General features: G+C 72.0%; 20 protein-coding genes. 2 read left to right on the top strand and 18 right to left on the bottom strand.

Features of this window, described 5'->3' with window-relative positions; all coding sequences use genetic code 11:
- Positions 1-50: 50 nt before the first annotated feature.
- On the bottom strand, positions 51-2,453 hold the full coding sequence (locus M8I34_RS19270) for a glycoside hydrolase family 65 protein (RefSeq protein WP_250050664.1): 2,403 nt from the start codon (positions 2,451-2,453) through the stop codon (positions 51-53).
- The gene (locus M8I34_RS19265) at positions 2,450-3,214 is read right to left on the bottom strand and encodes an HAD family phosphatase (protein WP_250050663.1); all 765 of its coding nucleotides are present in this window, start codon (positions 3,212-3,214) and stop codon (positions 2,450-2,452) included. Before M8I34_RS19265 ends, M8I34_RS19270 begins: the two co-directional genes overlap by 4 nt.
- Positions 3,215-3,392: 178 nt before the next feature.
- On the opposite strand from M8I34_RS19265, the gene M8I34_RS19260 reads away from it, so the two are divergent.
- Positions 3,393-4,265: a universal stress protein gene (locus M8I34_RS19260; RefSeq protein WP_250050662.1), complete on the top strand. Its 873-nt coding sequence runs from the start codon at positions 3,393-3,395 to the stop codon at positions 4,263-4,265.
- 22 nt (positions 4,266-4,287) lie between these two features.
- Here M8I34_RS19260 and ppk2 read toward each other — a convergent pair whose 3' ends face one another.
- The 15 genes from ppk2 to M8I34_RS19185 all read right to left on the bottom strand — a co-directional run bounded on the left by ppk2 (position 4,288) and on the right by M8I34_RS19185 (position 21,885).
- Entirely contained in the window at positions 4,288-5,109 is an 822-nt protein-coding gene (gene ppk2 / locus M8I34_RS19255) for a polyphosphate kinase 2 (protein ID WP_250050661.1), read from the bottom strand.
- 33 nt (positions 5,110-5,142) lie between these two features.
- Positions 5,143-6,489 carry a nicotinate phosphoribosyltransferase gene (locus M8I34_RS19250; RefSeq protein ID WP_250050660.1) on the bottom strand — a complete coding sequence of 449 codons (1,347 nt, stop codon included), beginning with the start codon at positions 6,487-6,489 and terminating at the stop codon, positions 5,143-5,145.
- Between the two features lie 62 nt (positions 6,490-6,551).
- On the bottom strand, positions 6,552-6,851 hold the full coding sequence (locus M8I34_RS19245; RefSeq protein ID WP_250050659.1) for a dsRBD fold-containing protein: 300 nt from the start codon (positions 6,849-6,851) through the stop codon (positions 6,552-6,554).
- Between the two features lie 178 nt (positions 6,852-7,029).
- Positions 7,030-7,899: a universal stress protein gene (locus M8I34_RS19240; protein WP_250050658.1), complete on the bottom strand. Its 870-nt coding sequence runs from the start codon at positions 7,897-7,899 to the stop codon at positions 7,030-7,032.
- 109 nt (positions 7,900-8,008) lie between these two features.
- The gene (locus M8I34_RS19235) at positions 8,009-9,193 is read right to left on the bottom strand and encodes a permease (protein ID WP_250050657.1); all 1,185 of its coding nucleotides are present in this window, start codon (positions 9,191-9,193) and stop codon (positions 8,009-8,011) included.
- 107 nt (positions 9,194-9,300) lie between these two features.
- A complete protein-coding gene (locus tag M8I34_RS19230; RefSeq protein ID WP_374210940.1) occupies positions 9,301-10,587 on the bottom strand; it encodes a sugar ABC transporter permease in 1,287 nt (428 codons plus the stop codon).
- A complete protein-coding gene (locus tag M8I34_RS19225; protein WP_250050656.1) occupies positions 10,584-11,393 on the bottom strand; it encodes an ATP-binding cassette domain-containing protein in 810 nt (269 codons plus the stop codon). Before M8I34_RS19225 ends, M8I34_RS19230 begins: the two co-directional genes overlap by 4 nt.
- 11 nt (positions 11,394-11,404) lie before the next feature.
- Complete coding sequence (locus M8I34_RS19220) at positions 11,405-12,505, bottom strand: sugar ABC transporter substrate-binding protein (RefSeq protein WP_250050655.1); 1,101 nt, start codon at positions 12,503-12,505, stop codon at positions 11,405-11,407.
- On the bottom strand, positions 12,505-14,910 hold the full coding sequence (locus tag M8I34_RS19215; protein ID WP_250050713.1) for a SpoIIE family protein phosphatase: 2,406 nt from the start codon (positions 14,908-14,910) through the stop codon (positions 12,505-12,507). Before M8I34_RS19215 ends, M8I34_RS19220 begins: the two co-directional genes overlap by 1 nt.
- A gap of 338 nt (positions 14,911-15,248) precedes the next feature.
- On the bottom strand, positions 15,249-16,913 hold the full coding sequence (locus tag M8I34_RS19210) for an FAD-dependent oxidoreductase (protein WP_250050654.1): 1,665 nt from the start codon (positions 16,911-16,913) through the stop codon (positions 15,249-15,251).
- A 207-nt stretch (positions 16,914-17,120) separates the two neighbouring features.
- On the bottom strand, positions 17,121-18,149 hold the full coding sequence (locus tag M8I34_RS19205; RefSeq protein ID WP_250050653.1) for a zinc-dependent alcohol dehydrogenase family protein: 1,029 nt from the start codon (positions 18,147-18,149) through the stop codon (positions 17,121-17,123).
- A gap of 144 nt (positions 18,150-18,293) precedes the next feature.
- Positions 18,294-18,545 (bottom strand): hypothetical protein, encoded by a 252-nt coding sequence (locus M8I34_RS19200; RefSeq protein ID WP_250050652.1) that lies wholly within the window; start codon positions 18,543-18,545, stop codon positions 18,294-18,296.
- Between the two features lie 103 nt (positions 18,546-18,648).
- Complete coding sequence (locus M8I34_RS19195; protein WP_250050651.1) at positions 18,649-19,089, bottom strand: hypothetical protein; 441 nt, start codon at positions 19,087-19,089, stop codon at positions 18,649-18,651.
- A gap of 177 nt (positions 19,090-19,266) precedes the next feature.
- Positions 19,267-20,259: a hypothetical protein gene (locus tag M8I34_RS19190; protein WP_250050650.1), complete on the bottom strand. Its 993-nt coding sequence runs from the start codon at positions 20,257-20,259 to the stop codon at positions 19,267-19,269.
- Positions 20,260-20,421: 162 nt separating this feature from the next.
- On the bottom strand, positions 20,422-21,885 hold the full coding sequence (locus M8I34_RS19185) for an amino acid permease (RefSeq protein ID WP_250050649.1): 1,464 nt from the start codon (positions 21,883-21,885) through the stop codon (positions 20,422-20,424).
- Between the two features lie 703 nt (positions 21,886-22,588).
- Between M8I34_RS19185 and M8I34_RS19180 the strand changes: the two genes are divergently transcribed.
- Positions 22,589-24,016 (top strand): NAD(P)-binding protein, encoded by a 1,428-nt coding sequence (locus M8I34_RS19180; protein WP_250050648.1) that lies wholly within the window; start codon positions 22,589-22,591, stop codon positions 24,014-24,016.
- Positions 24,017-24,062: 46 nt separating this feature from the next.
- Here M8I34_RS19180 and M8I34_RS19175 read toward each other — a convergent pair whose 3' ends face one another.
- Complete coding sequence (locus M8I34_RS19175) at positions 24,063-26,540, bottom strand: SpoIIE family protein phosphatase (protein ID WP_250050647.1); 2,478 nt, start codon at positions 26,538-26,540, stop codon at positions 24,063-24,065.
- Between the last annotated feature and the right edge of the window lie 175 nt (positions 26,541-26,715).

Genomic DNA, 26,715 nt, shown 5'->3' with positions numbered 1-26,715 from the left:
AGGCCCGCCGCCCGCGCCAGCCGTCCGCCGTCCGCCCGTCCGCCCGTCCGTCAGTCGTCGGGCAGATCGAGCCGGCGGGACGTACCGGGCGCGAGGGAGAACGAGCGGTCGCGCAGCTTCACCCGCACCTCGGCGTTCTCGTCGGCCGGTACCGCGATCCGTACCTGCTCGCCCCGGATGCGCAGATCGATGTCCCAGTGGTGCCGGAAGCGGATCCGGACCCCGAACTTCGAGAGCTCGGGCAGCGGCGCCGGGTCGAGCCACAGCGCCTGGTCGCGGGTCTCCAGGCCGGTCATCCCGCGCTGGACGAAGTCCAGGGTGCCGGCCATCGCCCCCAGATGGATGCCCTCCGCCGTGGTGCCGCCCTGGACGTCCGCCACATCCCCGGTCAGTGCCTCCTCGCAGTACGTCCAGGCGTCGGGGCGGTGGACACGGGCCAGGACCCAGGCGTGGACCAGGGCGCTGAGCGTGGAGCCGTGGCTGGTGCGGTGCAGGTAGTAGTTGACGGTGGCGTGCCAGATGTCGTCGTCGAGGGGGTGCCCGAGGGCGCGGAACACCGAGGCGAGTTCGGAGGGCGAGAAGAGATAGCCGAGCATCAGCACATCGGCCTGTTTGGAGGCCTGGTAGCGGTTGGCCGTATCGCCCTCGGCCTCCAGGATCCGGTCCAGCCGGCGGATGTCGCCGTAGCGGTGCCGGTAGCCGTGCCAGTCGAGCTCGGCGAGGTCCCCGTACCCGGCGAACTGGCTGATCACCCCGCGGTGGTAGGGCACATGAAGCCGGTGGGCGATGTCCTCCCAGCGTTCGGGCTCGTCCGGGCACAGCTGGAGGCGTTCGGACAGCTGCCGTTGCTCGGCCTCGGGGAGCGTGCGGCAGAGTTCGAGGGCACGCATCAGCACCCAGGCCGCCGTGACGTTGGTGTAGGCGTTGTCGTCCACGCCCGGTTCGAGGGCTCCCGGATAGCCGTCGTGGTACTCGTCGGGACCGACGACCCCGCGGATGCGGTACCGGCCCAGGGCGGGGTCCCAGTCCGCGGCCGATGCCCAGAAGCGGGCGACCTGGAGCAGCATCTCCGCGCCCCTGGTGTGCAGGAACTCCGTGTCGCCGCTGGCCTGTCCGTACTGCCACACGTTGTAGGCGATCGCCGACCCGACGTGGTGCTGGAGCCGGGAATGATCGGGCAGCCAGCGTCCCGAGTGCGGATTGAGATGGAGCTCCTGGGTCTCCTCGCGGCCGTCCCCGGCGCTCTGCCACGGGTACATCGCCCCGGAGCGGCCCGCTTCCCGTGCCGCGTGGCAGGCGGCGGGCAGCCGCCGGTGGCGGTAGTCGAGCAGGGCCCGGGAGACCTGGGGAAGGTGCAGATTCAAGAACGGCAGCACGAACAGCTCGTCCCAGAAGACATGCCCGCGGTACGACTCTCCGTGCAGGCCCCTCGCCGGCACCCCGACATCCAGCTCGGCGGTGTGCGGCGAGAGGGTCTGGAGGAGGTGGAAGAGGTGCAGACGCAGAATCCGGCCGGCCTCTCCGGGGACCTCCAGCTTGGCCTGCCGCCACAGGTTCTCCCAGGCGCGGCGGTGCGACGCGCGCAACTGCCGGAAGTGCGGGGCCAGCACCACGGCGTCCACGGCCGCGTGCACCGGACTGTCGATCGCCGGGTCGCGGGAGGTGTACAGCGCCACCGTCTTGTCGACGACCGCGGGGGAGTCGGGGCCGACGGGCACCCACAGGGTCTGAGCGGCCTGTAGCGCGGCGAGCTGCGGGCGGGGCACCACGCCCCGGCCGGAGGTGGCGCGGGTCCGGGCGGCCAGCGCGATACGGATGTCCGAGTCGAGGGTGCGGCAGCTCAGCCACACCGTGTCCCGCCGCTCGGTACCGGTGTCCCACCCCGTCAGATGCTGGTCCGCCAGCTCCCGGTAGCGCGCGACCCCGGCATTGCGCACCGCCCCGTCGATCCCGGACTCCACCTCCACCGTGCCCGCCCAGCCGTCCGAGGCGAAACAGGTGCGCAGCGCGGCCAGATGGGGTTCCCCCATGTGCACCAGGCGGCATTGCTCCACGCTCAGGCGCCGGCCGGCCTCGTCCTCGTAGACCGACCAGCGGGTCAGCGTGCCGTGCCCCAGGTCCAGGGTCTGCCGGTGCTCCGTGAGATGTGCGTGGTCGGGGGAGAGCCAGGGGCCGGGAGCCGCGTCGGCGGGGCACATCCGGTAGCGCAGCGGGAGCCAGTTGGGCAGGTTGACCATGTCCTCGTTCTCGACGGGGCGGCCCCCCACGGTGGAGACGAGCCGGTTGTAGCAGCCGGCGGCGTAGGTGCCCGGGTAGTGCGCGGGCCCGGCCGGCACCTCGGACGCCGCGCCGCGGGTGGCGAAGTAGCCGTTGCCGAGCGCGCACAGCGATTCGCGCAGCCGTTCCGTGTCCGGGTCGTACCCCTCGTACGACCAGGTCCACGCCCGCGTCATTCGCCCTCCCCGGACGTCAGCAGCTCACCCGGGTCGCTCACGACCACATCGGCGCCACGGCGGCGCAGCGCGGTGGCGCTGTACGGGCCGGCCGTCCGGTCCACGCCCACCACCAGGCCGAATTCGCCGCGGCGGCCGGCCTCGACACCGGCGAGCGCATCCTCCACCACGGCGGTGTCCTCGGCCGGGACGCCGAGCCGCCGAGCCGCTTCCAGGAAGAGCGCGGGGTCGGGTTTGCCCGGCAGATGCAGCCGGCGTACCTCGTTGCCGTCCACCACGGCCTGGAAGAGCCCGAGCAGATCGGCGGCGGCCAGCAGCTCGGTCGCATGGCGCGACGCCGAGACGGCGGCGCACGGCACCCCGTGGTCCCGCAGCGCCCGCAGCAGGCGCACGGTGCCGGGCCAGGTGGCGACGGCACGGTGGTGCAGACTCGCGGTGAACAGCTCGTCCTTGCGGGCCGCGACGGCGCCGACGGTGCCCGTGCCCGGCGCGTCGTCCGGAGTGCCGAGCGGCAGCTCAAGACCCCGGGAGTGCAGGAAGGCGGCTGCCCCGTCCTGCCGGGAGCGGCCGTCGACGTACTGGAGATAGTCGTCCACCGGGTCGAAGGGCCGTTGTCCGCCCGCGGCCGACAGACACGCGTCGAAGGCGCTCTTCCAGGCCGCGGCATGCGTACGGGCGGAGTCGGTGATGACCCCGTCGGTGTCGAGGACCACGGCCCGCATCGAGTGCAGGCAAGCGGCCAGGGACGGCGCGCCGGTCATGGTGACGGTTCCGTTCGTCGGTGTCTCCCTTCCATGGCACCACGGGCTGGGGCCCCGGGCGCGCCGCACGCCCCGGTGCGGGCGCCGCCCCGCCCCGCCGTCCCCTGCGCGCACCGCAACACGGTGCGACGGTGGCAGTACGGACCTCTTCGCCGAGGAGCGGAAGGGAGTGGGGGCGATGGAGCATCCGCTGACCGTGGGGACCGACGGATCGGCTTCCGCGCTCCGTTCGCTGGACTGGGCGGTGGACGAGGCGGCACGGCGCGGGCTCCCGCTGCGGATCGTCCACGCCTCCCGGTGGGAGCGCTACGAGGGAACGGCGCCGCAGGGTCCGGAACGTCCCGGTGAGCAGGTGCTGGCGGAGAACATCGTGGCGTCCGCCGTCGAACACGCCCGCGGCCGGCACGCGGACCTCACGATCTCGGCGGAGGTGCTGGCCGACGACCCGGTCACCGCCCTGCTGAACGAGGGTCTGCATGCGACGGCGCTGGTCCTGGGCTCGCGGGGCCGCGGGGAGGTCGCCGGGCTGCTGCTGGGGTCGGTCGGACTGACGGTCGCGGCCCGCGCCCGGTGCCCGGTGATCGTGGTGCGCGGCGACGAGGCCGCGCTCGCGGGGACCCACGAGCGCGTCCTCCTCGGTGTCACCGACCCGGCCGACGACCTGCCGGCCGTCCGCTTCGCCTTCCGCACGGCCGAGGCCCGCGGTTGCACGCTGGAGGCGGTGTGCGCCTGGCACCGCCCCGCCCATGAGCCGCCCGACGCGCCGCCGCTCCCCGCGGATGCCCGCCGCTACCACGAGCAGCAGGCGGCGGAGGTGCTGGCCGACGCGCTGACGGAGGCGGCCGGTGAGCATTCCACGGTGCGGGTGCACCGCGCCCTGGTCGAGGGACCGGCACACAAGGTGCTGGTGCACCGCGCCGCCGCCGCGGATCTGCTGGTGGTCGGAGCGCAGCGCCGCCACGGTCACTTCGGCCTGCGGCCCGGCCGGGTGGCGCACACCGCTCTCTGCCACGCCGCCTGCCCCGTGGCGGTGGTGCCGCGGCATGCCTGAGCCGGCGCCACCGGGCCCCGCCCTACTCCTCCAGCTCCGCCGCGTGATCGGGAACGTAGGTCTGGAGATCCCGGGGCGGGCGCTGGTAGCCGGTGGCCGGCGGCCGCGGCGGCAGGGTGAGCTCCGGCGGGGTGATGTCGCGGTAGGACACCGTCGACAGCAGATGGGCGATCATGTTCAGCCGGGCCCGGCGTTTGTCGTCGCTCTCGACGACGTACCACGGGGCCTCCGCGATGTCCGTGTGCACGAACATCTCGTCCTTGGCCCGTGAATACTCCTCCCAGCGGGTCAGCGACTCAAGATCCATGGGGGAGAGCTTCCAGCGCCGCGTCGGGTCCTTCAGCCGGCGCCGGAACCGCTGTTCCTGCATCTCGTCGCTCACCGAGAACCAGTACTTGCGCAGCAGGATCCCGTCCTCCACCAGCATCCGCTCGAAGACCGGGCACTGCCGCAGAAACCGCTGGTGCTCGGCCGGCGTGCAGAATCCCATGACCCGCTCGACACCGGCCCGGTTGTACCAACTGCGGTCGAACAGCACGATCTCGCCGGCCGCGGGAAGGTGCTCCGTATAGCGCTGGAAGTACCACTGGCCGCGTTCCCGCTCGGTGGGCCGGGGCAGCGCCACGATCCGCGCCACCCGGGGATTGAGGTACTGGGTGACGCGTTTGATCGTGCCTCCCTTGCCGGCCGCGTCCCGCCCCTCGAAGACGACGACGAGCCGGGCACCCTCGGTACGCACCCACTCCTGGAGCTTCACCAGCTCCGTCTGCAACCGGTACAGCTCCCGCTCGTACAGCGACCGCGGCAGCTTCCCGGGGCCGATGCCGTGCTGCTTGTCCGCCATACGACGACGGTACGGAGAAAAGCCTCCGGCGGCTCAGGCGTGCGAGCCGAACGGGGCCAGGACCTCGCGCTCGATCCGCCGCCGGACCTGCTCGGTCAGCGCGGCGAGGCGCTTGGAAACCTTCGCCCGCACGGGGTGCGGCGACCGGATGTGCCGGGCCGCGGCGGGCAGCCCCGCGACATCCGCCGCGACCCGCCGCCGGGCGTCCTCCAGACGGCCGTGCGGGGTGCTGCGCTCGCCGCCTCGCATGAGCGTCTCCAGCAGCGGCGTACTGCCCACCGGGACCGGCTCGTCCGCCAGGCCGAGCACATCGACGCACCCGGGCCGGCGGAAGACCTGCTTGCGCCCCGGGGCGGTCGCCTTCGCCGTCGACAGCTTCATCATGGGGCGGCCGTCGTAGGCGACGAGCTTGTAGGCCGAGTCCAGCGCGGGAGCGTCGGCGCTCACTCCGACGAGGGTGCCCACGGCGTAGACGTCGATCGGTGCTCCCGCCCGCGCCAGATCGTGCACCGCGAACTCGTCCAGCCCGCCGCTGGCGACGATGCGCACCTGCGGCAGCCCCGCGTTGTCCAGGATCGAGCGCGCGCGGAAGGCCAGCCCGGCGAGGTCCCCGCTGTCCAGCCGGATGGCCGACCCGTCACCACGGCCCAGCCCGTTGAGCACCCGGGCCGCCGCCGCGACGCCGGATTCGGTGTCGTAGGTGTCCACCAGCAAGGTCACCGGTCCGGGATGGCAGAGCGCGAACGCGGTGAACGCCGCCTCCTCGTCCCCGAACGCCTCGATGTACGAGTGCGCCATCGTGCCGACCGCCGGCAGATCCTCGGCGTGGGCCGCCGCCACATTGCTGGTGCCCGTGAAACCGGTCATGGCACCCAGCCGCGCCACCTGGTGGGCGGAGGCGGTGCCGTGGGTGCGCCGCAGCGAGAAATCCACCACGGAGCGTCCCCGCGCGGCGAGCACGCATCTGACGCACTTGGACGCGAGGGTCGTCTGATGACTGAGGTGGTGGAGTACATACGACTCCACGAGCTGCGCCTGCGGCAGCGGGGCGGTGACCTCCAGCAGCGGCTCACCGGCCAGCACCACCCGTCCCTCCGGCACGGCCCGGACCTCCCCGGTGAAGCGCATCCCCAACAGGGGAGCCAGGTCCCTCGCCGGCCGTTGCAGCACCTCGGCGAACACCTCGACATCCTCGCGTCCGACAGCGAAGCCGGAGAGAAAGTCGAGCACCGTCTCGGCCCCGGCGGCGACCAGAAATCCCCGGTCCGGCGGCAGGGCGCGGACGAAGCAGCTGAACGTCGCCGGTTGCGTCATGCCCTCGTGGAGGTACGAGAGGGCCATGGTCACTTCGTACAGGTCGGTGATCGTCGCATCCGACATGGCCGACTCCTTCCGCGGACCGCCGCGCCACCGGCCGGCCGGGGACGGCGTCCGCACCGGACTCACGCCATCGCGCTCGTCCAGCCGTAGGCGGCGCGATGCTCATGCCGGGGCGGTGCGGCCCCGACCCCTTCGAGATCGAGGTCCGCCACCCGCTGCAACTGCCCGGCGAGGTCCCGCATCGCGCGCCCGGCCGCGATCTCGTCCCCGATCTCCGGTACGTCCGGGTCCTCGGGGCTGCACCGGGCCGTCCCGTGCCCGGTCAGCGTGGTCGTTCCGGTCCGGAGCACCACGCGTGCCTTGGTCGTTCCGTCCTCCTCGTAGAGGTACAGACGGACGGGCCACTCGACTGTCGTTGCCATGGCTCACCTCTGCCTTCCTGCCGGGGGCCGCCTTCTCAGGCCGCACACGGGGCCGTCGTGCCCTTGGCGGCCGGTCCCCGCCGCATGAGCCCTCACCGTCATCATCCGCCTTCTGCCGCGGGGCGTCCTGGTGCCGGCCACCGGCCGTCTCAGACCTTGGACGCCCGCTGTCCCACGCTCACTCGTGCGGCACCACGGCCACCGGACACGGCGCGTGGTGGACGACCGCCTGTACGACATGGCCGATACGGCGCGTGGGCAACCGGAGCCGGTGCCGTCGGCCGACGACGACCAGGCCCGCGTCCGCCGCGCTGTGCAACAGGGCCGGTGCCGGGCTCTCCATCACCACCCGCTCGTCCACCCGCAGGTCCGGATGCTTCTCCCGCCAGGGCGCCAGGGCCGCGGCCAGCTCCTGCCGCGCGTCCCGCGCCGCCTCCTCGGCAGCGATCGGCTCCACGCCGCCGCCCCGGTTGTACGCGTACGCGGGCAGGTGCCTGCCGTGTACGACACGCAGGGTCACGCCCCGCCGTGCGGCGCTGTCGAAGGCGAAGGCGAGCAGTGCCTCGCACGGCTCGTGCAGGCTCAGCCCGACCAGCACCTCCCCGCCCCGCTCGACCGCCGGCGCGCTCTTCCGGGCGCGTACCAGAACCGTGGGGGAGGCGGTGTGGGCCACCAGCTTCAGACCGAGCTCGCCGAGGGCGAAGCGGCCCACCGGGCCCAGGTCCCGGGAGCCGAGGACCAGCAGGTCCGACTGCTCCGAGGCTTCCTGTAGGGCATCCAGCGGGTCCTTGGGCACCAGGAGCTCGTCCACCGGAAGGTCCGGGAAGCGGGTGCGCACCGCGGTGCGGGCCTCGCCCATCATCCGATGGGGCCAGTAGTTCTGGTCTCCTTCCTCAGGGGGGTGGCGCTCCGGTTCCGCCGCCAGCATCACCCACGCATGCAGCAGCCGCAGGCGTGCCCGGCGCAGCTGTGCTTCCTGTGCCGCCCAAAAGGTCGCGGACAAGGACTCGGGCGTACCGTCCACACCGGCGGTGATGACATCCTTCATGGCCTCGCTCCGTTCCTGGCGCGCTCGGCGCCATCGGGCCCCTACCTCAAGGGTGCTCGACCTCGCGCGCTCCGGCACGAGCCGATCGGCCCCCACCCGCCGATGCCGGTCAGCGCGGGCCGTGCCCGGTGCCGTCGTCCGTGGTGGGCGTCCGCCGGCCGGCGTGCGGGGTGCCGCCCATCGTCCGGAGCATGGCCGGGCCCCCGGTGCGCAGAAAACGGTGGACCAGCGCGGCGGCAAGGAGGAGGAAGACGATGTTGAGCCAGGTGGTGTAGTCCCAGGAGACCCCGGACATGGGGATCTTCGCGTCGGCCTGGTGGGGGATCAGCCCCAGCGCGCCGAAGCCGAATTCGACCGCGTAGCCCGCGACGACGGCGGCCGCATAGAACGTGGCCGGCAGGAACAGGGCCATCCGGGCTCCGTAGTACTTCCGGTAGATGTTCAGGATCGGCAGGATCAGCAGGTCGGCGAAGATGAAGGCGACCACTCCGCCGAAGCTGATACCGCCCTTCCACAGGACCACCGCCAGCGGCACATTGCCGATGGAGCAGACGAACGAGGCGAGCGCCACCAGCGGCCCGATCAGCGGGCCCCACAGCTTCTCGGCCAGTGGGTGTCCGTCGAAGAAGAAGGCGCGCCAGAAGCTGTCGGGGACCCAGGCGGCGATGGCCCCGGCGATCAGCAGGCCGATCACCAGATCCTTGATGATCGCGGCCCATTCCATGACGAAGACGTGCGCGGTCGCGGTGTGGCCCTCGGCGGAGAACAGCCGCCGGGCGAAGGACCCCTCGCGGCGTACGGACATGTCCATCGCGGCATGGCCCTCCATGGAGCCGGCCAGCCCCCGTTCGGCCTGTTCACGGGCCTCGCGCAGCAGCTCGTCCCGCAGGAAGAGGCGGAACAGCACGGCCAGGACCACGATCATGACCGGACCGCCGAGGAACTCGGCGGCCGTGAACTGCCACCCCATCAACACGGCCAGGATGACGCCGAGTTCCACCACCAGGTTCGTGGAGGCGATCTCGAACGCCATGGCCGCCGTGAAGTCCGCGCCCTTGCGGAACAGGGACCGGGCCAGCGCGACCGCGGCGTACGAGCAGGAGGAGGACGCGGCGCCCAGCGCGGAAGCCAGCGCCAGGGTGCGGGGACGGTCGTCGCCGAGCAGACCGGCCACGGTGGACCGGCGCACCACGGCCTGGACGACCGCGGACAGCGCAAAGCCCAGGATCAGCGCCCAGGTGATCTCCCAGGTCATGGATCCGGCGATGGACAGTGCGTGCAGGATCGCGGGCATCGGCTGAGGTGTTCCGTGGCGTACGGCCGCCGAAACGCCCGCCCGCCCGCGCGTCGGACCGCCGGCCGTCCCCTCGGCGTCGGACCCGCAGGGCTCCGCTCAGCGCGTCAGACCCGTCCGTGCGCCTTCTGCGCCCGCCTCGCCAGCGAGTCGATGACCACGGCGATGAGCAGCACACCGCCCGTGATCATGAACTGCACGGCCGTCTGGATGCCCATGAGGGCCACCCCCGAGGCGATCGACTGGATGACCAGGACACCGAGCAGGGCCGACCAGGTCCGGCCGCGTCCGCCGAACAGACTGGTGCCGCCGATCACCGCGGCGGCGATGGCGTCCATCAGCAGCAGGCCCGCCCCCGACGTCTGGCTGGCCGAGGTGACGCGCGAGGCCAGGAACAGGCCGCCGACCGCGGCCATCGTGCCGGACATCATGAAGACCGAGATCCGGACCAGATCCACATTGAGGCCGGTGCGGCGGGAGGCCTCGACGCTGCCGCCGAGCGCGAAGATCATGCGTCCGTAGCGCGTGCGGCGCAGCACGAAGTCGAGACCGACGAGCACGACGAGGAAGATCAACAGGGCCAGGGGGAGCCCCAGGAACTGGTTGAGCACGGCGGCGGAGGCCATGGTGATCACCGCCAGCACGCCCGTGCGCAGAAGGATCTCGCTCAGCGGACGGGCGGGCACACCGGCGGCCCTGCGCCGCCGCGCGTCGTGGTACGAAGCGAGGAAGTACCCGGCGGTGCCGAATGCCGCCAGGCCGTAGGCGGCGGCCACATTGGTGAAGTAGTAGCCGGTCAGCATCGCGAGCAGGCCCTTGTCGTCGAGGTTGATGGTCCCGCTGGAGCCCAGGATGTAGAGCATCAGGCCGTTCCAGCCCAGCAGGCCCGCAAGGGTGACCACGAACGCCGGCACCCCGACCTTGGCGAAGAAGAAGCCCTGTATCGCCCCGATCACCATGCCGCCGAGCACCGCGAACAGCAGCGCGAGCCCCTCCGGCACGCCGTGTTGCACGTTCAGCACCGCGAAAGCGGCCGCCGCGAGGCCGCTCACCGAGCCGACCGAGAGGTCGATCTCGCCGAGCAGCAGCACGAAGACGATACCCACCGAGATCATGCCGGTGCCGACGATGTCCACGCTCAGACCGGACAGGTTGCGCGGCGAGAGGAAGTTCTCGTTGAGGCTCTCGAAGATGATCCACACCACGACCAGGCCGAGGGCGACCGGGACCGAGCCGAGTTCGCCGCTGTGGAACCTGCGCTTGAGCACATCGAGGACGTTCCGCGGGCCGAGCCCGGCCTTGAGCCGGCGCAGGCCGGCGGCGGTCCCGCTCCCGGGAGTGCCGCCTTGGCCGCCGGCCGGTCCGTGCTTCCTCAGCGCCCATGTTCTGCTCACAGCTCCCCCTCCCGCCCGTGCGCCTTGCGGCGCGTCACGGCGTTGTCCGTGGCTCCGGTGATCGAGGAGATGATCTGTTCGTGGGACGTGGTCGTCACATCGAAGAACCCGTTGTTGCGGCCGAGCCGCAGTACCGCGATCCAGTCCGCGACGGCCTTGACGTCACCCATGTTGTGGCTGATGAGCAGCACGGCGAGACCACGTTCGCGCAGCCGCTCCACCAGGTCGAGCACCTGGGCGGTCTGCTCGATCCCCAGGGCGGCGGTGGGCTCGTCGAGGAGCACCAGCCGGGGTTCGCCGAGCAGCGAGCGGGAGATCGCCACGGTCTGCCGCTGGCCTCCGGAGAGCGAGGCGACCGGGAGGCGCACATTGGGCATCCGGATGGAAAGGGTGTCGAGCAGGCCCAGGGTGAGGCGCTCCATCTCCACCTCGTCGAGGATTCCGGCCCGGTGGATCTCGCGGCCGAGGAAGAGGTTGCCGACCACGTCGAGGTTGTCGCACAGCGCGAGGTCCTGATAGACGGTCGCGATTCCCAGGTCCTGGGCTTCGTGGGGGCGGGTGAGATGTACGGGCCGCCCCTCCCACTCGACCACGCCCTCATCGGCGGGATCGACACCGGCGATCACCCTGATCAGCGTGGACTTGCCCGCGCCGTTGTCGCCCACGAGCGCGACGACCTGACCGGCCCGTACTTCCAGATCGACATCCGCCAGTGCCTGGACGGCGCCGTACCGCTTGAAGATGCCGCGCAGCGCCAGCAGGGGCGGTGCCGGCCTCGGCCGCCGGAGGGTTGCGCCGGACTCCATGGGTACCTGCCTTATCCGGTGAGCCCCGCCGCCCGGCAGGCGGACGCGAACTTGGGGGTGCAGATCTGATCGATGGTGTACATGCCGTCCTTGACCACCGTGTTCCTGATGTTGTGCACGGTCACGGAGACCGGGGTGAGCAGCACGGCCGGGATGCCGCGGGTGGTGGGGCTGCTGACCGTGTGTGTCGTGATGCCGTCCAGCTTCTTGCCGCGTCCCAGCGCGACGGCCATGGCGGCCGCGGTGTCGGCCTCGGGCTTGAAGGGCTTGTAGACGGTCATGTACTGATCGCCCTTGACGATGCTCTGAATGGCGCTGAGTTCGGCATCCTGCCCGGTGATGGGAGGCAGCGGGTCGACCTTGGCGGCCCGCAGGGCGGAGATGATGCCGGCGGCGAGCCCGTCATTGGCGGAGTAGACGCCGTCGATGTGGTCGGCACCGAGCGCCGAGATGGCGGCGGACATGTTGAGGTTGGCGTTCTCCGGTCGCCACCCGGCGGTCTCGTAGGCCTTCCCGATCTTCACCCGGCCCTTGAGCACGGCCAGTGCGCCCTGCTCGAACCAGGCGGAGTTGGGGTCCGTCGAAGCGCCGTTCATCATGACGATCTGGGCGCCGTGTGCCTTGTCGCCGAGGGCTTTGAGCAGCGCCTCGCCCTGGAGCCTGCCGACCCTCTCGCCGTTGAAGGAGACATAGGACGAGACCGGTCCCTCCACGAGGCGGTCGTAGGCGACGACCGGGATTCCTGCCGCCCGTGCGCTCTCCACCGGCGCGCGCAGCGACTTGGAGTCGACGGCGTCGAGGATCAGTACCCGGACCCGCTTGGTGATCATCGCGTCCATCTGCTGCTGCTGGGTGGCCACATCGTGCTCCGCGCTGACGGTCTCGACCGTGCACTCCGGGCACAGCTGATGGATCTTCTTCTCGATCAGGGGCTTGTCGAAGTGGTACAGGCGCGAGGTGTTGTCCGGGAGCAGCACACCGATCTTCACGTCGCCGCCGGAGGCAGGCCCGCTCGGCTCCCGTGCTCCGCCGGCCTGCCCGCAGGCGGCCGGCCCGGCCACCATGCACAGCCCGGCCAGGAGGACGGCAGCGCCACGCGGACGAGCACGCATCAGAGGGCCTCCTCACCCTCCGGCCGGCCGTCCGGAGCGGCCGGCAGTTCCTCGGCGCCGAGCCGCTCGCCCGGCAGCAGGGCGACCTCGCTCCACACCTGTTTGCCGCCGCTGAGCGGCACCGAGCCCCAGGACGCCGACATCGCCTCGACGAGCAGCAGCCCGCGGCCGCCGGTCGCCTCCCAGTCCACGCTGGCCGGTTTGACGGGTGAACGGGGCGAGGCGTCGTTCACCGCGATCCGCAGCCGGTCCGCGGCCAGTGTCAGATCCAGCCGCACCTCCCCCTGCGTATGCGCAATGGCGTTGGTGACCAGCTCGGACACCACCAGCAGGGCCACGTCCAGCTCCTCGGTCACGTTCCAGGAGCGCAGGGTGCGCGCGGTGAAGCGGCGGGCATGCATGACGGCGTCGGGCAGCCGCCACACCGTCCAGCGCACCCGGGTCGGGCGGACGCGCATCCCGTCGTAGCGCAGCACCAGCACCGCCACATCGTCGTCGCGCCGCTTCGCGTCCCCGAGCAGCTCGTCGGCCAGCCGCCCGGCATCGGCCGGATCGGCCGTGGCGAGCAGCTCGCGCACCCGGCCGATGCCGTCCTCCAGACGGAGCGTGGCCGACTCCACCAGGCCGTCCGTGAGCAGCGCGAGAACCGTGCCGGGGGTCAGGCCCACCTCGGTCAGCGGGAACTCACCCTCCGCGGCCACCCCCAGCGGAGGCCCGCCCTCGACCGACAGCGCCTCCGTACTGCCGTCGGGGTACCGCAGCAACGGCGGCAGATGCCCGGCCCGGACGAACCAGGCAATGCCCTCCTCCATGTCCAGATCCACATAGCAGCAGGTCGCGAACAGATCGGTCTCCATGCCGAGCAGCAGCCGATTGGCATGGGAGACCACCACATCCGGCGGATGGCCCTCCACCGCGTAGGCCCGGATGGCCGTGCGCATCTGGCCCATGATCGTGGCGGCGCCGGCGCTGTGGCCCTCCACATCGCCGATGACGAGTCCGACATGGCCGTCGGAGAGCGGAATGACGTCGTACCAGTCGCCGCCCACTTCGAGCCCCATCGTGGCGGGCAGATAGCGGGCGACGGCTACCCCGCCGGGCAGCGTCGGCAGCTTGCGGGGCAGCAGACTGCGCTGGAGCATCGTGGCGAGTTCATGCCCGGCGTCCAGTGCGTGGGCGCGTACCAGGGCCTGGCCCACCAGCCCCGCGGTCGCCGTCAGCAAGGACCGCTCCTCCGGCCCGAACGGATGCTCCTCCTCCCAGCCGATCAGGCACATCCCGACGATCCGGCCGTCGGCGGGCAGCGGCAGGACGGCGAGACCGCCGGGCCCGATGCCCGCCAGGTCGGGTTCGAGGGCCGCGCCCGGAGGCCACAGGGCCACATGGCCGCCCCGCAGCACGCTCTCCAGCGTGGGCAGGGAGTGGCACGACGTATCCGGCCACTCGGACCGCCACTCGGACCGCCATGCCGCGGGCCAGGCATCGGGCTCCGGCGGGTCGAGGACGGTCACCACGAACCGGTCGGCCTTCAGCTCGGCCACCGCCAGTCGCGTGGCCGCCAGCGGCATCCGCAGGGCGGAGACCACCACCCGGCTGACGTCCCGGATGGTCGTGGCACCGGCCAGCGCGGCGGACAGCCGCTGCACGACGGAGACCTCGTCCGCACCGGGGCGCAGATAGGAGGCGTCGGCGACCACTCCCAGCACGCGCTCCGGGGCGCCGTCGGCATCGACCAGTACCCGGCAGCGCAGGCTCAGCCAGCGCAGTTCGCCGTTGGGCCGGCGGATGCGGATCGACAGCTGCTGGCCGGCGGTGGGCAGCCGGCCCGGCTCCACGAGCGACATCAGCGCGGGAACGTCGTCCGGTGCGGTGCGCTCCAGCAGGGTCTCCACCCGCCGGTCGAACTGCTCGGGAGCGATGCCGAACAACTCCATCACCTGGGCATCCGCGTCGATCCGGCCGGTGCCCAGCGTCAGCGTGAACGCGCCGCCCCGGAGGGTGTCCAGCCCCGGCCCCAGCAGCGACCGCCGCTCCGTCCGCGCCATGACCCGGGCCGCGACGGCCTCCAGCCCGGCGGCCACCTGGTCGGCGTGCAGCTCCAGCAGATGGCGGCGGTCGGCGTCGAAGGCGTCCGGGGCCTTGTCCATGACCACCAGGCATCCCAGCCGCTTGGCGTCCCCGCCCAGCGGCAGCACACCCATCGAGACGTCGGCCGGCAGCGCCCCGGAACCGTCCCAGGGCTCCGCACCAGGACTGCCGGGGGGACCGGTGACGCCGTACTGCGCCAGCTCCGCCGGGCTCAGCCACAGCGGGACGCCGGTACGGAAGGCGGCGGCGACCGGTGAGCTGCCGGACAGCTCAAAGCCCGTCGGCAGGCCGTAGGGAGCGCCGGAGCCGCCGACCATCTCGGCCAGCTGAAGTTCGCCGCCTCCTGCGGCAGGCACATAGACGGCGGTCAGCTCAGCCCCGGTGGACCCAGGGACTCGTGCGGTCACTGCCTGTACCGCCTCCGTATGCCGGAAGCCGTCGTCGTAAGCCACGGTCGCCGTGTCCGCCCTCGGGGGCCAGAGCGTCCACCCCGCCACCGCCTCACCGGATATGTCGTCATTCACGGCCTCCTCTCCATGGTGCGGCACGCAGGGAGGCAGGAGCGAGTCGGTGAGCGGATCACGGTGGGTGACCAGGGGAGACCTCCACGGCAGCGGATCGGACGGATCGTCCCCGAGGGGCGGCGCGGTACGGATCAGCGGGTGACCGGCCGGATGGACTGGGCGTGCCGGAACACATTGCGCGGGTCCCAGTAGTCCTTGACCGCCTGTAGGCGTGCGTAGTTGTCGCCGTAGTACAGGCGGTGCGAGGGCTGGCCGGAGCGGTTCCACTCGGGGTCGTCGAGGTCGGTGTCCGGGTAGTTGATGTAGCACCCGTCGGTCACCGGCGCCGGCTGCTCCCCGGCCGGGGTGGTGGTCGGTGACAGCACCGGCACCCCGCCGGTGTCCTTGTAGACATCGCGGTAGAACTCGCGGATCCAGCGCAGGTGCGGTGCCGCGATCGAGGGGTCGATGTCGGCGTCCTGGTGGTCGGCGACACCGTCGTCGTTGGAGTCCTTCTGCCAGCTCCAGTACGTCTGGTACTGGAGCTTCAGCACGGAGCTGCGCTGGTAGACCGCGGTGTCGGCGCTGTCGGGGAGGTTGATCGCGGCGCCGTAGGAGTCGACCTGGAGCAGCGCCTGGGGGTTGCTGTAGCCGTTGCCCGACAAGTGGGTGAAGAGGGCGTCGAGCTGCGGTTCGGTGAAACCGCGCGTCATATACGCCGACTTGTACTTGCCGCACTGGTTGTCGCCGGAGCCGTTGAGCGTCTGGGTGGCGGTGAGCCACGGCAGCCGGGTCGGCACGTGCAGACCGCCCATGGGTGCGTGCTCGCCCATGCGCCGGTCCAGCGGAGTGGGTTCGACACCCAGGTCCTGGGTGAGCCACTCCAGGAAGGCGTCCAGCCGTTCCACACTGTCCGGCCTCGTGGCGTCGAGCTGGGTGATCAGCCCGATCTTGCCGTTGGCGCGTTGGTTGAGCTTCAGCAGGGTGAACATGTCGCTGTAGTCGCGGCGGAGGGACGCCGGGAGTTCCGGGGTGTTCTCGTACTCGAAGAACAGTCCGTAGTTCCGCACCAGCGACTTGAAGCGGTCCGGGTGATCCTTGAGGTCATCCCACGGCCAGGCCACGGCATGCAGCAGGACTTCGGACGGGGGCTTGGGCAGCCCCTTGAACCAATACCGGGTGACGATGCCGAAGTTGCCGCCGCCCCCGCCGGTATGGGCCCACCACAGATCCCGCAGCTCCTGCTCGGGCGCATCACGGCGCGCGATCACGACCTCCGCATGCTGTCCGTCACGGACCACGACTACCTCCACCGCGTAGAGGTAGTCCACGGTCAGGCCGTGCTGACGGGAGAGCAGGCCGTAGCCGCCGCCGGCCACATGGCCGCCGGCGCCGACCGAGTAGCAGGAGCCGCCGGGCAGCGCCACGCCGAAGGGCGCGTAGAGGTGGGTGGCGACATGCCAGTTGTTCGCCCCGGACTCGACGCAGTACGCGCCCATCTCCTGGTCCAGGTAGGCCCGGTCCATCTGCGCGAGGTCGAGGATCACGCCCACGTCGTCGCCGCAGACGAAGTTCTCGTAGCAGTGGCCGCCCGACCGGACCGTGATCCGCCGATGCAGATCCGCGTCGGAACCGTGGCTCGCCAGATACTTGTTGAGCGCGGCGACGGCCTCGCGCGTCGAACTGACCACTGACACATAGTCAGGTGTCGCGATGAAGCGCTGGTTGAACCCTCTCCGGAGGGCCTCGTAGCGGGCATCGCCCTGGCCCACTTCGGTCCCGCATGCGGCTGTGGCCGCGATCTCGTGGACGGTCATCTGGTCTCCCCTTGTCGAACGGCAGCGCAACGTAGTCAATTGACTACTATCCGTGACTATGGCGAGGGCTGCGAGTACCTGAAAGGAGTCAGCCGGTGCACCGGGGTTGACTTCCGCCCTTCCTGTACTGCCCGCACATCCCGTACTTCCCGCTCGTGGCGTGACGGCTCGACGGCCATGACGCCACGACGGGCGCCGTCGCGCCCGTCAGCCCGGTGTCAGTACGGCGGCCCCCTCGACCCGGTCGGCGGCCAGGTCCGCGAGCGCCTGCGGGGCGCGGCTCAACGGGTAGGGGCTGACGGTGACCCGGATGCCGATCCGTGCCGCGGTGGCCAGGAACTCGCGGCCGTCCTGGCGGGTGTTGGCGGTCACGCTGCGCAGATTCCGCTCAAGGAAGAGATGGCGCTGATAGTGGAGCGGGGGGATGTCGGTGAGGTGGATACCGGCAACGGCGAGCGTGCCCGAGCGGTCGAGGGCCTCAAGCGCCACCGGCACCAGATCGCCCACCGGCGCGAAGAGAATCGCCGAGTCCAGCGGTTCGGGAGGGCGGTCGTAGGCACCGCCGGCCGAGGATGCGCCCAGGTCGAGGGCGAGTTGACGGGCGCGCGCGGACCGGGTCAGCACATGGACGGTCGCGCCTTCGGCCAGTGCGACCTGTGCGGCCAGATGCGCCGAGGCGCCGAACCCGTAGATCCCGAGCCTGCCGCCGGACGGCAGTGCACTGCGGCGCAGCGCGCGGTAGCCGATGATCCCGGCGCACAGCAGCGGCGCCAGCAGGGTGGCGTCCTGGCCGTCCGGAAGCGGGTAGGCAAAGTCCGCGGGGACGAGGGCGGCATCGGCGAATCCGCCGTCGGCGTCCCAGCCGGTGTACAGGGACGCCGGACAGAGGTTCTCGTGGCCCGCACGGCAATACCGGCAGCTGCCGCAGGTGCTGCGCAGCCAGGCCCCGCCGGCCCGGTCGCCGGTGCGGAACGCCGTCACCGCCTCGCCGGTGGCGACCACGCGGCCGACGATCTCATGGCCCGGTACGGTCGCCGGCCGGTGCGGAGGCAGGTCCCCCTCCGCCAGATGCAGATCCGTACGGCACACCCCGCAGGCCTCCACCGTGAGCAACAGGTCGTCGGGGCCCGGCTCGGGAGCGGGACGGCGGACGGGGGCCAGCGGCCCGGAGGCCATCGGGCCAGGACGCCGGACGGCCCAGCCGGACACCGGGTCCGGGCCTGCAACGGGGGCCATGTCCCCAGGATGGCGTCCACCGGAGAGACCGACAAACGGTGCGGCGGGGCCCGTCGGGGCTCCGGAGGCCGTGCCGTACGGGCGTGCCTCGTGCACGGGCGGGCCGCTGGTGGACGGGCCGCCGTGCGCCAGGGCGCATCCGTCCTACCTGAAGAGCGCGGCCAGCTTCCGGATCATCCTGGAGAACAGGCCCGGGCGGGCGGGGGGCGGGGCCGCGGCGGGGGCGGTGGCCGGCGGCGGCTCGGTCGGCGGCGGATCGGCCGACGGCGGGGGCGCCGGGATGGCCGGCTGCTGCGGGACGGCGTCGTCGGCGGGTGCGCGCGGGGGCTGCGGCTTGTTGCGTACGAGTTCGGCGCGGACGAGCGCGCCAAGAGCGGCAAAGACGTCGAGGGGCATGCCGGATCTCCTGCGGTGGAAGTGCCGAGAGCTGACGACGGCAGGCCGCGATCGCCCCACGGTCCCGTGACGGGAGGGGGTCGGCGAAGGCGGCCGGGTCGGCTCAGCAGCGCAGGACGGCCACGCGTGGTGGCGATGCGGGGGCGGCGGCCGTGACGGCGGCCCCGGAAGACACGTCCTTGGACGTGGTGAGGGTCTGCTCGACGGGGGAGTTCCCCAGAGCCTTGCCACCGGACCCGGTCGGGACCTGATGGCGCAGATGGCAGGCCGACGCGTCGCACAGGCGACGGACGCCGCTGCCGGGGTGCTTTCCGCTGCCTCCGGTCGACGCCAGCACCGGCCCCGCGGCGAGGCAGGGCCCCGCGGCCGGGCCCGGTACGGCGGGAGCGTCGGCCCGGGGCGGGCAGCCGTGGGCATCGGGGGCCGGGCCATGGGGGGAACTCGGAGTGAGTGCGGCGTGCAGCAGGGCCAGCAACGCGACGAACACCAGCACGCGCCAGCCGCCAGTTGCCGCGGCGCGGCCTGTGCTGACGGTGTTGCGCATGCGAATCTCCCAACCCTCTTCGAGGAGGAAATCCCCTGGAAGGTGTCGGGACACTCCCGATCCGCCGCAAGAGGCGACAAAACCACCCGTTCCGGCTATCTCATCGCACACACGCTCCGGCCCTCGCACACACGCCCCAGGGGCGCGGCCCGTTCGCCGGTCGGCCCGCTCCGGCCGTCAACGCCGCCGGGAAGCGGCACGCCCCGCGCCGCCGTCGTCGGGGTCACCGCTCGCATAACGGCCGTGGAAGTGCGCGTAGCGCTCCAGCGGTTCGCCGTCCATGCCCCATGGCCAGGGCGTCGCCACGCCTCCGGTGACGTGCAGTACGGTCCCGGCCTCGGCCGTCCGGCCGGCCTTGAGCAGGGCGTAGGCCAGCAGATTGAGATCGGCCAGGGCCGCCGCGTGGTGGAGGAACCCCGGGCTCGGCCAGTAGTGCGCGGCCTGGTCGAGTGTCCTGGCGGCGTCGGGGCGCCGCCAGATCTCGCCGGCGCCCAGGGCCGTCATCCCGCCGCCGGCGACCGCTCGCTGATGGCCGTGGACGAGCGCGGTGAGCTCCAGACCGGCGGCCGGGGCATCGGGCGGCATCAGGGAGCGGACACCGTCGAGCAGATCCAGCACCAGGGCGCTGGAGCCGCACTCGTCCGGCGACAGATAGCCCAGGGCCTGGAGATGCGCCTCGCGGTTCCAGGGGTCGCGGGCCTTGATCTCGCGCCAGATCGCTGCCAGCTCCGTGGAGGGGCTCCGCTCAAGGCGCAGCGTGGCCAGATACAGGGTCCACGGCGTGGGGTCGGCGGGGAGCAGCTCGGCCGCGAGCCGGCAGGTCTCGCGGGTGGCGTGCAGATCGACGGTGGAATCCTGCTGCCGGGCCTGGATCAGGTCCGACCAGGCGTGCAGCAGCAAGGCGCCGTGGTCCTTGGGGCTGTGCTGCCGCCAGATGCCGGGCAGCGACCGCCCCGCCGATCCGGCGAGCACCGCCAGGCGGTGGGCCTTGCGGTCCCAGTCCTGGCCGGCCTCGTCGATCACATCCGACATCAGGGCCATCACGGCGGTGTCCAGGGAACCGCGGGACCAGCATGTCTCGACCCGTCGCCGGACCCGGCCCAGGGTGACGTCGTCGAGCTCGGGGACCAGGCGGGGAAGGCTGCCTTTGCGGCGTCTGAAGACGGGCATTGTTGTTCGGCGGCCTTCCGGTGGTGGGCTCGTGGGCGCAGCTGCGGAGCAGTGCGCGCTGGTCGGGCGGTGATATCGCCGGTGTGCCGTACGGCCAGCGGTGCAGGGCACACCGCCGACCGTACGGCACACCGTCCGGTGGCCGTACGGCAGGTCCGCCGGCTAGCGGGAGGTGACGGCCGCCTTCTCTGCGGTGTTGCGGCCGAGCCGGTCGCGGACCAGGGAGACCCCGACCACCAGCACGGCCAGGAGCACCGACAGCAGCACCTGGATCCGGCCGCCGCCCTCGCTGTCGTCGGTGAGCATGTAGACCAGCACGAACGAGATCATCGCGATGGTCGCCCAGGTCAGGTACGGGAACAGCCACATCCGGACGACCAGCTTGTCGGGGTTCTCGCGCAGGATGATGCCGCGCATCCGCAGCTGCGAGAAGCAGATGACCAGCCAGACGAAGAGCGCGACCGCGCCCGAGGAGTTCAGCAGGAACTGGAAGACGGTGTCCGGCCACAGGTAGTTGAAGCCGACCGCGACGAAGCCGAAGAGGACCGAGGCGAGGATCGCGGCCTGCGGGACGCCGCGCGAGTTCGTCCGGGCGAAGGCCTTCGGGGCATCGCCGCGCTGGCCGAGGGAGAAGGCCATCCGGGAGGCGGTGTAGAGGCCGGAGTTCAGGCAGGAGAGCACGGCGGTCAGCACGATGACGTTCATGATCTGGCCGGCGTGCGGGATGCCGATGGAGTCGAGGGCCGCGACGTACGAGCCCTTCTTGGCTATCGAGGGGTCGTTCCACGGCAGCAGGGAGACGATGACGAGGATCGAGCCGAGGTAGAAGATGCCGACTCGCCAGATGACGCTCTTGGTGGCCTTGGTGACCGCGCGCTGCGGGTCCTCGGACTCACCGGCGGCGAGGGTGACGATCTCGCTGCCCATGAAGGAGAAGACGACCATCAGCACACCGGTGAGGATCGCGCTGGGCCCGTTCGGCAGGAAGCCGCCATGGGAGGTGAGGTTGGCGAAGCCGGTTGCCGCGTTGTCGGAGCCGGGCAGTACACCGAAGATCGCCAGGCCGCCGAGGACGATGAAGGCCGCGATGGCGACGACCTTGATGCCCGCGAACCAGAACTCGAACTCGCCGAACGAGGCGACGGAGGCGAGGTTGGTGGCGGTGAGGACGACCATCACGATCAGCGCCCAGGCCCACTGCGGGACGGCCGGGACCCAGCTGGTCAGGATCGCCGCACCGGCGGTCGCCTCCACGGCGAGCACCACGACCCAGAAGAACCAGTACAGCCAGCCGATGGAGAAACCGGCCCAGCGGCCGAGTGCCCGGTCCGCGTAGGCGGAGAACGAGCCGGAGGTCGGGTTGGCGGCCGCCATCTCACCGAGCATCCGCATCACGAACACGACCAGCGCGCCCACCAGGGCGTACGACAGCAGGATGCCGGGCCCGGCCGCGGCGATACCGGAGGCGGAGCCGACGAAGAGACCGGCGCCGATGACCCCACCCACGGCGATCATGGACAGATGGCGGTTCTTGAGGCCCGACTGAAGCCCTGACTGCTCCGGAGCCTGCCCGTTCCCGGGCGGTGCGGGCGGAGCGGCCACGGGGCTGGGGGGAGGTGTAGTCATCTCGACATCCATTGAGGGTTGGAGGGGTCATGCATGTGGTGACTGCTGGGATCGCCTCGGTGGCCGGACGCACATGAGGGCCGGGGCCGGCAGGCGGCGATCATGGCCCTGACGACGTGCGAAGGCGCGGCGAGCGGGCCGTTGCCTTCGGATGCCTTTGCGCGGGTGGGGGAGCGCTGATCGCGCCTCCGCGCTGTGGCCCGCCCTCCTCGTGAGAGGTGAGCCGCATCACGTCCGGATTGGGATTTGCGTAAGCGTATGTGGCGGTGCGCGGTGGCGTATTTGTGAGAGAGGACAAATTCCCCTCCGAGAGCTGTACGTCCGGCCAATGAAGATTGGCGGAAAAAGGGCTCGCGCTCCGAGGAATGTGAGGTGACGGAGGTCCGGTGGCTGCTATCCGGGCCCGTTCCCGCAGGCGTCCGGGCGGCTCCTGGTACGGGCGGACAACGGCGCCGGCGAACCCTTGGTCACCGGCACAGATGCCTCGGGCCGTGCGCGCCCTAGCGTGAGTTCGGCCAGTTCACCGGCCGACGAGCAAGGGGACTCCATGGCCACCCTTCCCTCCGCCCGACAGACCCGCACCGCCCCGGGGCACGCTCCGCCGTCCACACCATCAGTGCCGGGCGACGGCACCGGGTCGGGGGAGGCAACACCAGGTGAAGGAAGGGCTGACGCCGCGGCGGCGGATCCTCCGGAGCACCCGGTGGACGAGGCCGAAGCGACCGGGCCGGATCCGGCCACGGGTCCGGTGGGCCAGGACGCCGGGATGGTGGTGATCGGGGCGACGACGCTGGCGCGCCGGGTCTGCGCCTCCCTGGGGGAGAGCGGGCATCCGGTCGACCATCTCGCCGCACCGGACGACCAGGACCTCCGCCGGGCCCTCGCCGCGCGGCCGGCCGGTGTGGCCGTCCTGGTGGGCGACGATCTGTCCGCGCTGCGCTATGCCCTTGCGGTACGGCATGTCTGCGACACCGTCCGGATCGTCGTCACCGTCTTCGACCGCACCGTCGCGCAGCAGCTCCGGCTGCTGCTGCACCACTGTGTGCCGGTCTCACCCGCCGACCTCCTGGCGCCGACGCTGGCCGGCCTGTGTGTGGACCCCGACGCCCTGGCCGTATGGCACGACGGGTACGGCGCGGTGGCGGTCCGGCGGCCGGACGGACGGCTGGAGGAGACGGCGTGGCGGGCGAGTACGGGCGCCCGGCGGCGCGCGCTGCTCGGACGGCTGCGAGGTCAGTTGCAGCCGCATGACACGGACGCCCGGCTGCTGCTCATCGGACTGCTGGGCATCGTGGCCGTACTGGCCGCGGACTGGCTGTGGCTGGTCGGTGTGTTCCACGAGCCGGTCAGCACCGCCTTCCTGGAGGCCGCACGGGTCGTCGCCGGGGTGGGACCGGCCGCGCCGCACCCCGGCCACCCCGTGTACGAGGTGGTGTCCGCGGTGGCGATGCTGGTGACGGTGGGATTCACCGCGCTGCTGACCGCGGGCATCGTCGACCGGCTGATCGGCCCCCGGCTGGTCGGCGTCCTGGGACCGCGGGTGCTGCCCCGGTCCGGTCACGTCATCGTGGTGGGGCTGGGGCAGGTGGGGCTGCGGCTGTGCCAGACGCTGCGTCAGCTGGGGGTCCCGGTCGTCGGCGTCGAGCGCGAGCCCGCCGCTCCGAATCTGCGCCTCGCCCGGTCGATGGGGATACCCGTGGTGCTGGCGCACGGTGAGGACCGGGCGGTGCTCGCGCGGCTCGGGCTGGGGCGGGCGCGGGCGCTCGCCGCCGTCGGCTCCCATGAACTGGACAACATCGCCGTCGCGGTCGCCGCCCACGGTGTGGCCCCTGACATCCGGGTGGTGCTGCGCGCCGGGGAGGACGAGGCGATCGCCGGGACCCGCTCGCTGCTTCCCCTCGGGCTGACCCGCGATATCACCCGGACCAGCGCGGCCTATGTGACCGCCCATCTGACGGCCGGCCCGTCCGGTGCGTCGCCTCGGCGCGTCGTGGCCGACACCGACTGCGACTACGTCGACCTGCCGGGGCACGGTCTCGTTGCCCGGCCCGTCGCGGCCGGGGACGACTGCGGCCATGTGCCCGGCGGGGGCGAGCGCGCCGGCGTCCGGAGCGTCCTCGGGGCGGGCTGAGGACGGCGCCCCGCCGGCGTCCGCCCGGTCCTCGTACGCTCCGGGCTCAGTCCGCTTCGCCGGAGGGGCCGGTGTCGGACGGCATGCTCTGCTCGGTCCAGATGATCTTGCCGATCGGTGTGTAGCGGGTACCCCACCGCCGGGTGAGCTGCGCGACGATGAACAGCCCGCGCCCGCCCTCGTCGGTGGTCCGGGCGTGGCGCAGCCGCGGCGAGGTGCTGCTGGCGTCGGAGACCTCGCAGATCAGGGCGTCCTGCCGGATCAGGCGCAGGGTGATCGGTCCGGTGCCGTGGCGGATGGCGTTGGTGACCAGTTCGCTGACGATCAGCTCCGTGGTGAACAGCAGCTCGTCCAGGCCCCACTCCGACAGCTGCTGCCCGGCCAGGGCGCGGGCGCTGCCGACCACGGCCGGGTCGGCAGCCAGGTCCCAGGAGGCGACCTGATGCGCGTCCAGGGCGTGCGTGCGGGCGAGGAGCAGCGCGGCGTCATCGGACGGCGGGCCGGTCATCAGAGCCTTGACCACATTCCCGCCGACCTCCTTGAGCGTCCGGCCGGGCACCGCGAGGGCGCCGCTCAGCCGGGACAGCCCGACACCGATGTCGCGGTCACAGGTCTCGATCAGCCCGTTGGTGTAGAGCGCGATCAGACTGCCCTCGGCCAGTTCCAGTTCAACGGATTCAAAGGGCAGCGTCCCGAGGCCGAGCGGCGGTCCGGCAGGCACGTCGGGGCACTCCACCGCGCCGTCGGCGCCGACGATCAGCGGTGGCAGATGGCTGGCCCGCGCCAGGCTGCACCGCCTGCTGACCGGGTCGTACACGGCGTACAGGCAGGTGGCCCCCATGAACGTCGAGGCCACGCTCGGATTCCCGGCGTCGGCCGGCGGATCGGTGCGGTGCGTCTTCACCAGGCCGATGACCAGGTCGTCCAGGCGGGCCAGCAGTTCATCGGGCGGCAGATCCAGGTTGGCCAGGGTGCGTACGGCGGTACGCAGCCGCCCCATGGTGGCCGCGGCGTTGATGCCGTGTCCGACCACGTCCCCGACGACCAGGGCGACCCGCGCCCCGGACAGCGGGATCACATCGAACCAGTCGCCGCCCACACCGCTGGGGGCATCCGCCGGGAAGTACCACGACGCCACCTCCAGCGCGGATCCGCCGGTCAGCTCGTGCGGCAGCAGGTTCTGCTGCATGACCCGGGCCGCGGTGTGCTCGCGGGTGAAGCGGCGCGCGTTGTCGACGCACACCGCGGCCCGCGCGACGAGCTCCTCGGCGAGCTGGACGTCGTCCGCCACGAAGGGCCCCAGGCGGCGCGAGCGGAAGAAGGTCGCCGCGCCCAGGGTGATGCCCCGGGCCTGTACCGGTGCCACCATCACCGAGCGGAATCCGAAGGCGCGGATCACGGCGGCCCGGACCGGGTCCTCGGTGACCCAGGAGCTGGTGGCGAAGTCCAGGACCGGTTCCACCAGGGACTCGCCCTTGAGCAGACAGCGGGCGATGGGCGACGACGGGGAACGCTGGACGGCTTCCCCGACGGCCAGGCCGGCCTCCGGGCAGCCCTCGTGGACCGACTGCTGACCGGAGCGGCGCATGGTGGGGGTGCTGTCGACCGGCCCGGGGACCGGCTCCGCACCCCTCAGAACCGAATCCAGCAGATCGACGGCGACGAAGTCGGCGAGCGCCGGCACGGCGACATCGGCCAGCTCCTGGGCGGTGCGGGTGACGTCCAGCGTGCTGCCGATACGCACGCTGGCGTCGTTCAGCAGGGCCAGGCGTTCCTGGGCCCGCCAGCGTTCGGTGACGTCGATGACCATGTACCAGACGCCGATACGACGGCCCCGGGGGTCCTCCAGCACGAAGAAGGACGCCGAGTAGGCGCGCTCCTGGTGGGGGTCCGCATAGGTGGGGCTGCGGAATTCGTAGTCCAGCACCGGCGCCCCGCTCTTCAGGACCCGCTGCATCCGCTCCTCGAACGCCTCGGCCTCCAGCTTCGGCAGCACCTCCGTCACCCTTTTCCCCAGCCGCCGGTCGAGGGGGACCAGGCGCTCCAGCACGTCGTTCACCCAGACGTAGCGCAGCCCGGTGTCCAGTACCGCCATGCCGACCGGCGCATGCGCCAGGAACGGTTCGAGCATCAGCTGGTTCACGCCGCCGCCCGGCATCCGCCACTCCTCCAGGGCGAGGACGGACCACCGTTCCCGGCCGGAGCCGTCGAGCAGGGGCGTGACCTGCACCGCCAGCTGGAGAGCCCGGCCGTCCCGGTGGCGCGCCGCCACCGATCCGCCCCAGCCGTCCCCCGACCGGCACCACCGGGCCACGGCGGCCACCCGGGCCTCGTCGCCGGGCATCGCCAGCAGCTCCGCGGCGGGCCGGTGGAGGACCTCCTCGGCCGGATAGCCGAGCAGCCGCTCCGCCGCCCGGGTCCAGGCCACGACCAGCCCCTGTCCGTCCACTTCGGCCGTCGCGGACTGCGCCATGTCCCATGCGCGGTCCGACCCGCCCGGGAGGGCATTCTCCGAGGTCATCATCGCCAGCCCGTCAGCTCAATGGAGCAATATCGCCCAGTTTAGGAGAATCGTGGACCAAAGGCGGGCCGCGCGGTCCGGGCCGCGGGCGTCGGCTCCACGGGGAGACGGCGGGGGGCGCCGTGCACCCGCGGCCGACGTGGGCCGACGAGGGCCGACGAGCGTCGACGAGGCCCGC

It is taken from the genome of Streptomyces sp. MCA2 (assembly GCF_023544705.1).
GTDB lineage: Bacteria > Actinomycetota > Actinomycetes > Streptomycetales > Streptomycetaceae > Streptomyces > Streptomyces decoyicus.
Note: the sequence above shows the minus strand (reverse complement) of the source record. Positions and strands in the feature narration are given on the sequence as shown.

What these genes read in the sequence shown, in the direction of transcription:
- M8I34_RS19260 (WP_250050662.1), top strand. Translation starts at nt 3,393, where the DNA reads ATGGAGCATCCGCTGACCGTGGGGACCGACGGATCGGCTTCCGCGCTC.
- M8I34_RS19270 (WP_250050664.1), bottom strand. Translation starts at nt 2,453, where the DNA reads ATGACGCGGGCGTGGACCTGGTCGTACGAGGGGTACGACCCGGACACG.
- M8I34_RS19200 (WP_250050652.1), bottom strand. Translation starts at nt 18,545, where the DNA reads ATGCCCCTCGACGTCTTTGCCGCTCTTGGCGCGCTCGTCCGCGCCGAA.
- M8I34_RS19175 (WP_250050647.1), bottom strand. Translation starts at nt 26,540, where the DNA reads ATGATGACCTCGGAGAATGCCCTCCCGGGCGGGTCGGACCGCGCATGG.
- M8I34_RS19210 (WP_250050654.1), bottom strand. Translation starts at nt 16,913, where the DNA reads ATGACCGTCCACGAGATCGCGGCCACAGCCGCATGCGGGACCGAAGTG.
- M8I34_RS19185 (WP_250050649.1), bottom strand. Translation starts at nt 21,885, where the DNA reads ATGACTACACCTCCCCCCAGCCCCGTGGCCGCTCCGCCCGCACCGCCC.
- M8I34_RS19250 (WP_250050660.1), bottom strand. Translation starts at nt 6,489, where the DNA reads ATGTCGGATGCGACGATCACCGACCTGTACGAAGTGACCATGGCCCTC.
- M8I34_RS19220 (WP_250050655.1), bottom strand. Translation starts at nt 12,505, where the DNA reads ATGCGTGCTCGTCCGCGTGGCGCTGCCGTCCTCCTGGCCGGGCTGTGC.
- M8I34_RS19205 (WP_250050653.1), bottom strand. Translation starts at nt 18,149, where the DNA reads ATGGCCCCCGTTGCAGGCCCGGACCCGGTGTCCGGCTGGGCCGTCCGG.
- M8I34_RS19195 (WP_250050651.1), bottom strand. Translation starts at nt 19,089, where the DNA reads ATGCGCAACACCGTCAGCACAGGCCGCGCCGCGGCAACTGGCGGCTGG.
- M8I34_RS19265 (WP_250050663.1), bottom strand. Translation starts at nt 3,214, where the DNA reads ATGACCGGCGCGCCGTCCCTGGCCGCTTGCCTGCACTCGATGCGGGCC.
- M8I34_RS19245 (WP_250050659.1), bottom strand. Translation starts at nt 6,851, where the DNA reads ATGGCAACGACAGTCGAGTGGCCCGTCCGTCTGTACCTCTACGAGGAG.
- M8I34_RS19225 (WP_250050656.1), bottom strand. Translation starts at nt 11,393, where the DNA reads ATGGAGTCCGGCGCAACCCTCCGGCGGCCGAGGCCGGCACCGCCCCTG.
- M8I34_RS19190 (WP_250050650.1), bottom strand. Translation starts at nt 20,259, where the DNA reads ATGCCCGTCTTCAGACGCCGCAAAGGCAGCCTTCCCCGCCTGGTCCCC.
- M8I34_RS19215 (WP_250050713.1), bottom strand. Translation starts at nt 14,910, where the DNA reads ATGGTCGGCGGCTCCGGCGCTCCCTACGGCCTGCCGACGGGCTTTGAG.
- M8I34_RS19240 (WP_250050658.1), bottom strand. Translation starts at nt 7,899, where the DNA reads ATGAAGGATGTCATCACCGCCGGTGTGGACGGTACGCCCGAGTCCTTG.
- ppk2 (WP_250050661.1), bottom strand. Translation starts at nt 5,109, where the DNA reads ATGGCGGACAAGCAGCACGGCATCGGCCCCGGGAAGCTGCCGCGGTCG.
- M8I34_RS19235 (WP_250050657.1), bottom strand. Translation starts at nt 9,193, where the DNA reads ATGCCCGCGATCCTGCACGCACTGTCCATCGCCGGATCCATGACCTGG.